At 69.2% G+C, this 12,462-nt stretch carries 12 protein-coding genes; 6 read left to right on the top strand and 6 right to left on the bottom strand.

What is annotated here, in order from left to right:
- Positions 1-22 precede the first annotated feature (22 nt).
- Both PU630_RS07075 and PU630_RS07070 read right to left on the bottom strand, forming a co-directional pair.
- Positions 23-1,138 carry a hypothetical protein gene (locus PU630_RS07075; protein ID WP_275279658.1) on the bottom strand — a complete coding sequence of 372 codons (1,116 nt, stop codon included), beginning with the start codon at positions 1,136-1,138 and terminating at the stop codon, positions 23-25.
- Complete coding sequence (locus PU630_RS07070) at positions 1,135-1,674, bottom strand: gamma carbonic anhydrase family protein (protein WP_275279657.1); 540 nt, start codon at positions 1,672-1,674, stop codon at positions 1,135-1,137. Before PU630_RS07070 ends, PU630_RS07075 begins: the two co-directional genes overlap by 4 nt.
- A 121-nt stretch (positions 1,675-1,795) precedes the next feature.
- On the opposite strand from PU630_RS07070, the gene PU630_RS07065 reads away from it, so the two are divergent.
- The gene (locus tag PU630_RS07065) at positions 1,796-2,281 is read left to right on the top strand and encodes a Dps family protein (protein ID WP_275279656.1); all 486 of its coding nucleotides are present in this window, start codon (positions 1,796-1,798) and stop codon (positions 2,279-2,281) included.
- A 55-nt stretch (positions 2,282-2,336) separates the two neighbouring features.
- Here PU630_RS07065 and PU630_RS07060 read toward each other — a convergent pair whose 3' ends face one another.
- From PU630_RS07060 to PU630_RS07045, 4 genes are all read right to left on the bottom strand, one after another.
- Positions 2,337-2,999 (bottom strand): response regulator transcription factor, encoded by a 663-nt coding sequence (locus PU630_RS07060; protein ID WP_275279654.1) that lies wholly within the window; start codon positions 2,997-2,999, stop codon positions 2,337-2,339.
- Between the two features lie 20 nt (positions 3,000-3,019).
- Positions 3,020-4,384, bottom strand: a complete 1,365-nt coding sequence (locus PU630_RS07055; protein ID WP_275279653.1) for a sensor histidine kinase — start codon at positions 4,382-4,384, stop codon at positions 3,020-3,022.
- Positions 4,385-4,508: 124 nt separating this feature from the next.
- The gene (locus PU630_RS07050; protein ID WP_275279651.1) at positions 4,509-5,504 is read right to left on the bottom strand and encodes an Fpg/Nei family DNA glycosylase; all 996 of its coding nucleotides are present in this window, start codon (positions 5,502-5,504) and stop codon (positions 4,509-4,511) included.
- Positions 5,504-5,995, bottom strand: a complete 492-nt coding sequence (locus PU630_RS07045) for a ribose-5-phosphate isomerase (RefSeq protein ID WP_275279650.1) — start codon at positions 5,993-5,995, stop codon at positions 5,504-5,506. Before PU630_RS07045 ends, PU630_RS07050 begins: the two co-directional genes overlap by 1 nt.
- A gap of 134 nt (positions 5,996-6,129) precedes the next feature.
- Here PU630_RS07045 and pepN point away from each other — a divergent pair, with 134 nt between their 5' ends.
- The 5 genes from pepN (at position 6,130) to PU630_RS07020 (ending at position 12,421) form a co-directional block, all read left to right on the top strand.
- A complete protein-coding gene (gene pepN / locus PU630_RS07040) occupies positions 6,130-8,679 on the top strand; it encodes an aminopeptidase N (protein WP_275279649.1) in 2,550 nt (849 codons plus the stop codon).
- Between the two features lie 85 nt (positions 8,680-8,764).
- Complete coding sequence (locus tag PU630_RS07035) at positions 8,765-9,676, top strand: ABC transporter ATP-binding protein (protein ID WP_275279648.1); 912 nt, start codon at positions 8,765-8,767, stop codon at positions 9,674-9,676.
- Positions 9,673-10,512, top strand: coding sequence for an ABC transporter permease subunit (locus PU630_RS07030; RefSeq protein ID WP_275279647.1), 840 nt, complete (start codon positions 9,673-9,675; stop codon positions 10,510-10,512). The genes PU630_RS07035 and PU630_RS07030 overlap by 4 nt, the downstream gene beginning before the upstream one ends.
- Positions 10,513-10,529: 17 nt before the next feature.
- Positions 10,530-11,774: a sensor histidine kinase gene (locus PU630_RS07025; RefSeq protein ID WP_275279645.1), complete on the top strand. Its 1,245-nt coding sequence runs from the start codon at positions 10,530-10,532 to the stop codon at positions 11,772-11,774.
- Positions 11,771-12,421: a response regulator gene (locus PU630_RS07020; protein ID WP_275279644.1), complete on the top strand. Its 651-nt coding sequence runs from the start codon at positions 11,771-11,773 to the stop codon at positions 12,419-12,421. Before PU630_RS07025 ends, PU630_RS07020 begins: the two co-directional genes overlap by 4 nt.
- Positions 12,422-12,462: the final 41 nt, after the last annotated feature.

Genomic DNA, 12,462 nt, shown 5'->3' with positions numbered 1-12,462 from the left:
TCATCCCCTCCGCGAGCTCTGGTCAGAACAGCCGGAACAGCTGCATGACTCCGATGATCACGGCGGCGACGGCCAGCAGCGCCCACATCGTGCCGGAGCCGGCACGCAGCCGGCGCCCGGGCGCGGCGACGTCGGTGAGCACACGGATCGCGGGGGTGGATGCGGGGGCCGCCGCCTCGTCCGCCGAGAGATGGTCGTCCTTCCACCGCTCCCACTGCGCGAGCTTGCCGCGCAGCGCGCCGGTCGCGGCGATGACCGCGCGCCAACGCTGGGGGTCGAGCGTCACGAAATCCCGGGCCTGGCTGATGAACACCCAGTCGTCGACGATCTCCACGTCGAACCCACCGGCCCGATCGATCAAGCGCGCCATCACGTCAGGGGTGAACAGGTACAGCGCGTCGCGCTCATATCCGCGCGGGCAGTACAGCGTGAAGTGCCGATCGAAGTCGCCCTCGAGCGAAAGGCGCTGTGCTCGCGCGGGCACCGCCGCCTCGGTCAGCGGATTGCGATGCCGGCGCGACCGCAGCACGATGTTGGGCAACCCGCGATCCAGCCGCAGGGCGCAGTAGCCGCCGAACTGCGACTGGCCGTTCGACGTCGTCGCGTATGACAGCTCGTAGTTCCCGAACTCCACCGTCCCCTCAGGAGACGGAGCGCGCATCACCCGCGAGACGATGAGGCGTCCCCGGTCCGCCCAGGGCTCAAGGTATCCACCGAAGGCCGGTCCGGGCAGGTAGGCAAGCCGGTTGTCAGCCGCGAACCGGGCCAGCCGATACTGGCGCTTGGGGGTGCTGCGTCGTTTGCCGTTGCGTATCGAGACCCACAGGAACACGCCGCCCGCGACGAGGAAGAGGCCCATCATGATGCCCATCCCCAGCAGCTGTTCGGCCTTGTCGTCGTCCTGGGAAGTCAGCTCTCCCAGCATCCCGAATCCCAGCGCCAGCGCTCCTATCAGCACCGCCGCCGCGCCGATGCGCACCATCACACGGCGGACAGCCTCACTTCCCGGCCCTTTCAGATCGGGATGCCGCACGGCGAACGAGCGGAAGAACGCGGTGACGTCGTGGCGGCGCGCCCGTGCCGTGAGCGCGCTCGTGTCGAGCGTCGCTCCGTTCGGCAGCGTCTGAACAGCCGTCATGCAGGCTGCGCGTCGCGGTGGGCGGGCGCGTGCTCGTCCCGGTAGACACGCGCGTTGCGCACGAGGCCGGCCTTCTCCTCGTCGCTGAGTGCTCTTCGCACCTTCGCCGGCACGCCCGCCACCAGCGAGCCCGCCGGAATCTCTGCGTTCTCGAGCACGACGGCACCACCCGCGACGAGGCACCCGGCGCCGATCTTCGCGCCGTTGAGCACGACGGCGCCCATGCCGATCAGTGACCCGTCGCCGATCGTGCAACCGTGCACGACGGCGTTGTGCCCGACCGAGACGTCCTCGCCCAGCACGACGGGCGATCCTTTGTCGACATGGACAGACACATTGTCCTGAAGATTGCTCCCGGCACCGATCGTGATCGCATCGCCGTCGCCCCGCAACACAGCGTTGTACCAGACGCTCGCTCCCGCGTGCAGCGTCACGTCGCCCACCAGCCGTGCACCGGAGACGACCAGGGCGGTCTCGTCGATCTGTGGGGTCTTTCCGTTCACAGGCAGGATGCGTGCATCGGCGGCGATCGTCATGCTCCGACTCTACGACTCGCTGACAAAGCCCAGGTAAGCCGAGCCTGTACTTGCTTGCGGAATGTCTGCAGCTGGGTAGCGTTGTCATCACTGAGGCAGCCATACCGAAACGGAGGCCACCATGCCCACCACGAAGACCACTCCCACCGCCGCGGTCGACCCCACCGTCGCCGCCGGATCCGCCCAGTTCCTGACCCCGGTCGTCCACGGCCTGCAGGCTCTCGCCGTCAACGGCAAGCAGGCGCATTGGAACGTCCGTGGCTCGAACTTCATCGCGATCCACGAATTGCTCGACTCGGTCGTGGAGCACGCACAGGGCTGGGCGGACGACGCCGCCGAGCGTGTCGTCGCCCTCGGCCTGCCGATCGACGCACGGCTGAAGACGATCGCCGACAATGTCGACGCGACCGGTGTCGATGCAGGGTTCGCCCAGTGGCAGGACACCGTGCGTGGCGTGATCGCCGACATCGACAAGGTCGCCGCCGACGTGCAGGCCGCGATCGACGGTCTCGACGAGATCGATCTGACCAGCCAGGACATCGCGATCGCCATCAAGGAGGGCCTCGACAAGGACCGCTGGTTCCTCGTCGCGCACCTCGCCGAGTGAGTCCGGCGAACCACTGAACCAAGACGTCCCCGACCCGACGGTCGGGGACGTCTTCTCATTCCGCCTGGAGGAACGCCAGTACGGCGAGCACCCGTCTGTGGTCGACACCCGAGTCATCGAGACCGAGCTTCTGGAAGATCGACGTCACATTCTTCTCGACGGCGCCGACGCCGATGAACAGGCGCTGGGCGATCGTGGCGTTACTGCGGCCCTGCGCCATCAGCTCCAGCACGTCCCGCTCGCGCGGGGTCAGCGCGACCAGCGGGTCGGGACGCGTCGCCAGAAGGCTGCGAACCACGAGTGGATCGAGCACCGTACCGCCGTCGTGGATGCGACGGACGGCGTCCGTGAACTCGTCCAGCGAGCTGACACGATCTTTGAGCAGGTAACCGACGCCTCCGGAGCCGTCTGCGAGCAGCTCGCGAGCGTAGACACCCTCGACGTACTGGCTGAGCACGAGGATGCCGACCTCGGGCAATTCCGAGCGGAGTGCCAGCGCCGCTCGGATGCCCTCGTCACGGAACGTCGGCGGCAGCCGCACGTCGAGGACCGCGACATCGGCCCGCGCTTCCCGTACCCGCTCGACGAGGTCTTCGGCATCGGGGAACGCACCCGCCGCGACGTAACCCGCCTCGTCCAGCAGTCGGGTCAGTCCCTCGCGCAGCAGAAGCGAGTCTTCGACCAGGGCGATGCGCAGCGGCAGTGTGGACGCGACCATTCCGTCATCGTAGAGGGCGCTCAGCGCGTCACCGGGAGCGGGATCTGCACACCGATCGTCGTCGGCCCGCCCTCTGGGCTGTGCACCGTGAAGGTGCCGCGGAGACCCGCGACCCGCTCCCCCAGCCCTTCCAGCCCGTGACCCGACCGCGCCGTGGCCCCGCCGCGCCCGTTGTCCACGACCCGCACGTCGAGCCGCGTTCCGCTCGGAGCCTGCCGGCGCATCGCGGTGACCGAGACGGCGGTGGCCCGTGCGTGCTTGGCGACGTTCGTCAGCAGCTCCGCAATGACGAAGTACACCGCGCGAGCGATCTCGGGGCTCACCGACTCGTCGAGGCCGGGTTCCACATCGATCGTCGCGGGGAGGGCTCCGGCCGCGCCGAGCGCGACAAGCGCCGCCGACAGACCACGGTCCTGCAGAAGGGGCGGCACCACCCCGCTGGAGAGCGCCCGCAGCTCGTCCAGCGCGGCGCGGGCATGCTCCTGCGACTCGCGAGCCAGCTGCGCCGCCGCTTCGACATCACCCGACTGCGATCGGCGCTCGAGCGCGGCAAGATCCATCTGCAACCGCACGAGGCGCTGCTGCGGGCCGTCGTGGATGTCGCGCTCGAGGCGGCGCAATGCGGCATCCTCAGCGTGTACTGCGGCGCCGCGCGCGCTGGCCTCGGCCCGGGCCTCAGCTGCCAGGTCGTCGGAGCGCCAGCGGCCCAGCATCCCGCGGGCGATAGCGTGATGCCCTCGCGCCAGCCCGCCCACCACCCAGGGCAGGGTCACGGCGCACACCACGCCGCCCACGAGGTACAGGACGACCTGAACATTCCACGCGCCCCAGCCGGCGAACAGCCACGGAAGTGCCTCCGCGACATACCCGCCCCACACCGTCTCGCCGTCACGCGGGAGGAAGCTGCTCCAGAACCAGTAGCTGAGACCGCCCAGCGACATACTCAACCATGCGACGGTAATGCCGAACGTGATGGTCGAGACCACCGGTCGCACAATCATCCCGTGCAGAAGCGCCGCCCAGTGGTGTCCGTTGCGGAGAGGACGGGTCGCCGTGCTCCAGAATCCCGCGTGCCCCGCCGCGTCCGGGCCCCCGGCCGCCGTCTGGATGCTCGGCAGCCCGGTCAGGCGCAGCAGGAACAGCTCGGCCATACCCAGGCCGCGGGCGATGAACAGTGCCGCGAGGACGAACGCGAGGCCGATCCCGAGGATCAGCAGCCCCACACCCGCGAAGAACACCGGTGCCAGCACCCCGATGCCGGCGATGGCCAGCGGGAACAGCGTGAGGAGAAAGAGCGCTCGGCCCGGCGCCGCACGCCAGGCCGCACCGTACCCTTCTGCGGTGCGCACACGGCGGGGGGCGCGATCGGTCACGATGGCGGTCATCTTGGTCCTCCAGGCTTGTCCGGACCCGATCCGGCCCGTGACTTCCACTCTCGCGTCACCGAGACGCCTCCGACAGAGGATGGGCTCCCGAGTCGAGACGGGGGTTATCCCCCGTCCACCGTGCTCAGGCCTGGCAGCTCGGGCACCAGTAGAGCTTGCGCCCGGCTGCCTCTTCGACGACGATCGACGTGCCGCACACCCGGCACGGCAGACCGCGGTGGTAGACCCAGTGCCGGTCGTCGCGACTGGCCATCGCCTTCCGATAATCCTCGGGGTCCAGTCCGTCCATCGTCATCATCTGCCCGGTCTCCACGCCGGTCTTCAACAGCCCCACCCAGTCGCGCCACAGGCCGCGCACGACCTCTTCGGGCACGTCCTTGCCCGGCGTGTGCGGGTTCAACCGCGCGCGGAACAGCAGCTCAGCGCGATAGACGTTGCCGATGCCGCTGACCACCGACTGGTCCATGAGCAGCAGTCCGATGGCGGTGCGCTTACGTCGCACGGCCTGCGTGAAGCGCTCCTCTCCCTCTTCAGGGTCGCCGACCAGCGGGTCCGGCCCGAGCCTGGCGATCGTTCTGAGCATCTCGTCGGTGGACTGCACCTCGCACTTCGTCGGTCCGCGCAGGTCGGCACAGGTCAGCTCGGTGAGCAGCCGCAGCCGCACCTGGCCGACCACCGGCGGCGGCCATTGCTCGCCCTCGTCGTCGAGCCCGCGCGTCTGCTCCGACATCCGCACGTGCACACGCGTGCGGCGCGGCGCACCGATCGACGTCAGGGAGTTCTCGCCCGCGGCATCCATCACCCGATCGCCGAGATCGGTGCCGCGCTGGTTCGTCTGCCCCATGCGTCCGTTCGCGGAGGCGATCGTCGGATCCACGAGGATCTCGCCTGCGAAGTCCCACGCGCCGTAGAGCCCCAGGTGCACGTGCAGCCAGAGGTCGCCGTCGAACTCGACGAACATCTGCTTGCCGACGGCCTTCGCGGCGAGCGCCTCGCGGCCGTTGAGCAGTGCCGCTCCCTCGGCGAAACGACCCTGCGGGCTGGATGCCGCCACCTCCCGCCCCACGAAGTTGCGCGCGAACTGGCGCGCGATGCGATGGACCGAATGCCCCTCGGGCATCAGCGACCGGCGCGCGGGTCGGGAACGAGCGTTCCGTCGTCTTCGAACGCACGGATCTGCGCGATGCGGCGCGCGTGCCGCTCTTCACCCGAGAACGGGGTGGCGATGAAGCGGTCGATGAACGACGCCGCTTCGTCGAACGTGTGCTGACGGGCGCCGATGGCTATCACGTTCGCGTCGTTGTGCTCACGGGCGAGTTCGGCGGTCGCCATATTCCAGACGAGTGCGGCGCGAATACCGACGACCTTGTTCGCGGCGATCTGCTCGCCGTTGCCCGAGCCCCCGAAGACGACACCGAGTGTCTCGATGCCGGCCTCCTGATCGCGCACGACCGCCTGTGCGGCGCGGATGCAGAACGCGGGATAGTCGTCGAGCGCGTCGTACTCCAGCGGCCCATGGTCCACGACCTCGTGACCCTGGTCGCCGAGATGATGCTGCAGACGGGTCGAGAACTCCAGGCCGGCATGGTCGGTGGCGATGTGGATGCGCATGGTCCCAATCCTAGAGAGGATGCCGCACCCGGCGTCTCTTCGTTCCGATGGGGTCACTGACGTAGGCTGGGCTGGTTGCCGACCTCGCCAGCAGCGACGTCGCGATCCACCGCCCACAACACGGGAGCATTGCAGTGCCTGGAGAGAACCTCACCCGCATCGAGGCGCAGGAGCGCCGAGCCGTCGTCGACACGCAGGAGTACGACGTCGTCCTCGATCTGACCACGGGTCCGGAGGTGTTCCGCTCGATCACGACGGTGCGCTTCTCCGCCACCGAGGGCGCTTCGACCTTCATCGACCTGATCGCGCGCAACGTGCACACGATCACCCTCAACGGGCGGCCGCTGGACCCGTCCGCAGTCTTCGCCGACTCGCGGATCGCCCTGGATAACCTGGCCGCGCAGAACGAGCTCGTGGTCGATGCCGACTGCCTCTACACGAACACCGGCGAGGGTCTGCACCGTTTCGTCGATCCGGTCGACGACGAGGTGTACCTCTACACGCAGTTCGAGGTACCCGACTCGCGGCGCATGTTCGCGGTCTTCGAGCAGCCCGATCTGAAGGCGGGCTTCCGCTTCACCGTCACGGCGCCCGCGCAGTGGAAGGTCGTCTCCAACTCGCCGACCCCCGAGCCCGCGCCCGCCGCCGACGGCGCCGCGACCTGGTCGCTCGAGCGCACACCGCGCATCTCGTCGTACATCACCGCGCTGATCGCGGGCCCGTACGAGGCGACCTTCTCAGAGCTCACGAGCGCCTCGGGCCGCGTCATCCCCCTCGGCGTCTACGCCCGCAAGAGCCTGTGGCACGACATGGACGCCGACTACATCTTCGACAAGACGCGCGAAGGCTTCGCGTATTACGAAGACAAGTTCGGTGTGCCGTACCCGTTCGCCAAGTACGACCAGCTCTTCGTCCCGGAGTTCAACGCCGGTGCCATGGAGAACGCCGGGGCGGTGACCTTCACCGAGACATACGTGTTCCGCAGCAAGGTCACCGACGCGGTCAAGGAGCGCCGCGTCGTGACGATCCTGCACGAACTGGCGCACATGTGGTTCGGCGACCTCGTCACCATGAAGTGGTGGAACGACCTGTGGCTGAACGAATCGTTCGCCGAGTGGGCCTCGACGATCGCCACGGCCGAGGCCACCGAGTGGACCGAGGCGTGGACCACCTTCAACGCGATGGAGAAGAGCTGGGCCTACCGCCAGGACCAGTTGCCGTCCACGCACCCGGTCGTGGCGACCATCAACGACCTCGAAGACGTGCAGGTGAACTTCGACGGCATCACCTACGCGAAGGGCGGCTCCGTTCTCAAGCAGCTCACCGCCTGGGTGGGCATCGACGCTTTCTTCTCCGGCGTCTCGGCATACTTCGCCAAGCACAGCTGGGGCAACACCGAGCTCGCGGACCTGCTCGCCGAACTCGAGGTCACCAGCGGCCGCGACCTGTCGGCCTGGTCGAAGAAGTGGCTCGAGACCGCCGGTGTCAACACGCTCTCTCCCCTGATCGAGGATGACGCGGACGGCGTCATCACCCGATTCGCAGTCGTGCAGACCGCCCCGGCCGACTACCCGACCATCCGCCCGCATCGCCTGGGCATCGGCTTCTACAACCTCGACGGCGACGCGCTCGTGCGCGTGCACCACATCGAGCTCGACGTGGACGGCGACCGTACCGATGTGCCCGACCTGAAGGGCCTGAAGCGCCCGGACCTCGTGCTGCTCAACGACGACGACCTCGCCTACGCGAAGATCCGCCTCGACGACCGCTCGCTGGCCACCGTCATCGCGCATCTCGACAAGATCAGCGACCCGCTGGCCCGCTCCCTCGTGTGGGGCGCAGCCTGGGACCAGACCCGTGACGCCGAGGCCTCGCCCAGCGACTACGTCGACCTGGTGCTGGGCAACATCGGAGCCGAGACCGAGTCGACCACGATCCGCACGACGCTGAACCAGCTGCTTTTGACGGCGAACTCGTATGTCGCGCCGGCGCATCGCGATCAGACCCGTGAGCGGGTCGCCGATGCGTTGTGGCAGCTGGCCCAGGACGCTGATGCCGGCAGCGACAGCCAGCTGCAGCTTGTCACCGCGTTCGCCTCGGCGGCCGCGAATGACGCCCAGTGGGAGCAGGTGCGCAGCCTTCGCGACGGGCAGACGATGCTCGACGGGCTCGAGATCGACACCGACCTCTCGTGGCAGCTGCTCATCGCGCTGGCCGCAGGAGGTGCGGTCGCCGGCGCCGACATCGACACCGCGCTGGCCGCCGACAACACGGCGAAGGGCTCGGAGCTCGCCGCACAGGCGCGCGCCGCCCTGCCCACCCCTGCCGACAAGCAGGTCGCGTGGGACAGCCTCGTCGTCGACGCCGACCTGCCGAACACGGTGGTGCGCTCGGCGGCCCTCGGCTTCGTGCACCCGGCGGGCGCGCCGCTGCTCGAGCCGTTCGTCAGCCAGTACTTCAACATGCTGCTGCCGGTGTGGGAGTCGCGCACGTACCAGATCGCCAGCTACCTGATCACCGGCCTCTACCCGGCGCCGCTGGCGAACACCGGGCTGCGCGACGCGACCCGGGCGTGGCTGGGCGAGAACTCCGACGCACCCGCTGCGCTGCGCCGCATCGTCGCCGAGAACCTCGCCGGCGTCGAGCGCGCGCTGTCGGTGCAGGCGCGCGACGCTCAGGACTGACTTCCACACATCGTCCCGCGGTACCGGCGCAGATCGGTACCGCGGGACGATGTGCGTCTGCCGCCGCGGCCGATAGCGTCGAAGCATGATCACAGCAGAAGGTCTCACGAAGAGATTCGGAGACAAGACCGCCGTCGACGACGTGTCGTTCACGGTGCAGCCCGGCAAAGTCACCGGATTCCTCGGCCCGAACGGCGCCGGCAAGTCGACGACCATGCGCATGATCGTCGGGCTCGACCGCCCCAGCGCCGGCAGCGTGACGGTCAACGGCGCGCGATACACCACCATGCGCGCACCTCTACGAGAGGTGGGCGTCCTGCTCGATGCGAAGGCCGTGCACACCGGGCGCACCGCCCGCAACCACCTGCGCGCGATGGCGGCGACCCACGGCATCCCGTCTCGCCGCGTCGACGAGGTCATCGAGCTGACCGGCATCGGAGCGGTGGCCCGCAAGCGCGCAGGCAAGTTCTCCCTCGGCATGGGGCAGCGCCTGGGCATCGCCGCGGCGCTGCTCGGCGATCCGCAGACCCTGATCCTCGACGAGCCGGTCAACGGCCTCGACCCCGAGGGCGTGCGCTGGGTACGTCAGTTCGTACGGTACGCGGCCGGTGAAGGCCGCACGGTTCTGCTCTCCAGCCATCTCATGAGCGAGATGGCGCAGACAGCCGATCACGTCATCGTGCTGGGCCGCGGCAGAGTGCTTGCCGATGCGCCGCTCGACGACCTCGTACGGTCGTGGACCACGAACACGGTCCGCGTTCGCAGCCCGCGTGCGTCCGACCTCGTCGCCCTCATCTCGGGGCCCGACGTCGAGGTCACCGCCCTCGAACCCGGACTCTTGCAGATCGCCGGGCTCGCGGCATCCCGCATCGGCGACATCGCCGCGGAGCGCGCCATCCCGCTGCACGAGCTCACCCCCACCACCGGCTCACTCGAAGACGCCTACCTCGCCCTCACCGGTGACGCCGTCGAGTACGTCTCGAAGGAGATAGCATGACCGCCGTCACTCTCGAAGCCCCCGCGCGGGTGCGCTCCGGCGACGAGCGGCTCACGTTCGGCCGGGTGCTGCGCAGCGAGACGATCAAGCTGCTGACCCTGCGCTCCACGTGGTGGTCGATCGCCGTCGTCGCGGTGCTGTCCGTCGGCCTCGCCACGATCGTCGCCGCCTCCATGAGTGCGTTCAACGACGCCGCGAGCACGAGCGCGGCACAACTGTCGCAGCTGGTGGCCTCCGCGGTCATCTCGCCGATCCAGTTCACCATGCTGCTGGCCGGGGCCCTCGGCGCCATCGCCGTCACGGGCGAGTACTCGACCGGGATGATCCGTTCGACGCTGACCGCCGAGCCGCGGCGGGGCGTCGTCCTGTCTGCGAAGGCCATCGTCGTCGCGGCCTTGCTGCTGGTCGTCAGCCTCATAGTGTTCGTCGTGTCGACGCTGCCCGCCGCGGCGATCATCGGCACGTCGCCGATCGATCTCGCCGACCCGGGGATCGTGCTGCAGCCGATCCTGTACGGCGCGCTGTCGATGGCCGTGTTCGCGGTGATCGGCCTGTCGTGGGGCTTCCTGCTGCGCAGCGGTCCCGGTGCGATCGCCGCGACCGTCGGCCTGCTGTTCGTGCTGCCGATCATCGGGATGATCTTCCCCTCCGAGGGCGCCTGGAGCTGGATCTCCCACGCCGCGACGTACCTGCCGATGTCCGCGGCCCAGTCGCTGACGGTGCCGCCCGGTGCCGACGGCGCGCTCACCATCCCCGTCGCCCTCATCACACTGGCGGCCTGGGTGGTCGCCGGCCTGCTGGGATCGTGGGCGGTGCTGCGTTCGCGTGACGCATAGGAGAAACGGGATGCCGCGTGGCTGACTCCCCCGCAGGCGAGGCCCGTGTCCGGCAGGACGCGGACCTCGCTCTGCCGCGTCCGCCCGGTGTGATCCGCCGGTTCTGGGCGCGGCATCCCGTGTTCAGCGACGTGTTGATCGCGCTGCTGTGCCTGATGCTCTCGCTCGCGGGGATCAGTGCCGGGGCGGTACACGCGCCATGGGCCCTGTCTTTTGCGATCGTCATCCTCGTGCTCGCGGGGTGCACGTCGCTGCTGTTCCGGCGACGCGTGCCCTTGCTGGCGTTCGCCCTGGCCGTCGCGCTGCAGATGACCGTGCCCTTCGCACCCCACGGCGGCGCGGTAGCGCTGCTGATCGTCAGCACCTATTCCCTCGCCGTCTACGGGTCGAACCGTCTGTGCGTGATCGCGGGCGTTGCCGGCACCCTCCTCGTGACGGCGGTCTCCGGCGGCGTCGCCGGCGTTCTGCACCCCGACGACGCGCTGCCCCAGACGATGAACACCTTCTTCAACACCGGGCTTTCGGTGGTGCTCGGCGCCCTGGTGGGTGTGAACGTCGGCAACCGCAAACGCTACCTGCACGCGGTCATCGACCGGTCCCGGCAGCTGGCGATCGAACGCGACCAGCAGGCCGAGCTGGCCGCCGCTGCCGAACGTGAGCGCATAGCGCGCGAGATGCACGACATCGTGTCGCACTCCTTGACGGTGATCGTGGCTCTCGCCGAAGGCGCGGGCGCCACGCCCGATGCCGAGCGGGCCCGCACCGCCATGGCGGCCACGGCGGCGACCGCGCGCAGCGCGCTCACCGACATGCGGGCCATGCTCGGCGTGCTGCGCTCCGATGACCCCGAAGCGCCGCTGGCTCCGCTGGGGTCGGTGTCGCCCGCCGATGTGGTGACGGCCGCGCAGCAGGCCGGCTTCCCCGTCACGCTGACCACGACGGGGACCGCGGGGCTTCCGCCGACGATCGCCTCCGCCATCGGACGCATCGTGCAGGAGGGACTCACGAACGCCATGCGTCACGCGCCCCGCGCGCGCAGCATCCCTGTCCGCATCGACACACACGACGACCACGTGCAGATCACCGTCACCAACGACGGCGCGACGGCACCCGCCCGTGCCGGCGGCTTCGGGATCCGCGGGCTGCAGGAACGGGCGCGTCTGGCCGGCGGAACGCTGGAGTCCGGCCCGGACGGACCGGGACGGTGGATGCTGCGTGCCGACCTTCCGCTCGCGCCGCCCCGTCAGGAGGACATCGCATGAACGACCCCATCCGCGTGCTGCTCGTCGATGACCAGGAGCTCATCCGCCTGGGCTTCCGCCTGAGCCTGGAGGCGGACGCCGACATCGCCGTGGTCGGCGAGGCGTCCGATGGTCAGGAAGGTCTCGACCTGGCACGCGAGCTGAAGCCCGACGTCGTGATCATGGACGTGCGGATGCCGCGGCTTGACGGCATCGCGGCCACGGCACGCATCGTGGACGAGCTGCCGTCCGCACGCGTGCTCGTCGTGACCACGTTCGATCTCGACGAGTATGCGTTCGGCGCGCTCGAGGCGGGAGCCAGCGGCTTTCTGCTGAAGGATGCCACCAGCGCCCAGCTGGTCGCCGCGGTCCGCTCCGTGCACCGCGGCGACGCGATCCTGTCGCCGCGTGCGACCCGCCTGCTCATCGAGGCGCACGCCATGCGCGCCCCACAGCCGAGGATGGTCGAGCCGACGAACCTCACGCCACGGGAGCGAGATGTGCTCCTGGCCGTGGGCCGCGGCCTGAACAACACCGAGATCGCCGCGGAGCTGTTCCTCAGCGAATCCACCGTGAAGACGCACGTCGGCCGTCTGCTCACCAAGCTCGACGCACGCGACCGGGTGCACCTGGTGATTCTCACGCACCGTTCCGGGCTCGTGCACTGACCCCGCACAGGCACGGCAGAGGCCGCGGTCGTTAGGATCGT

The organism is Microbacterium horticulturae (assembly GCF_029094505.1).
GTDB lineage: Bacteria > Actinomycetota > Actinomycetes > Actinomycetales > Microbacteriaceae > Microbacterium > Microbacterium horticulturae.
This window is presented reverse-complemented; position numbering and strand designations above follow the sequence as displayed.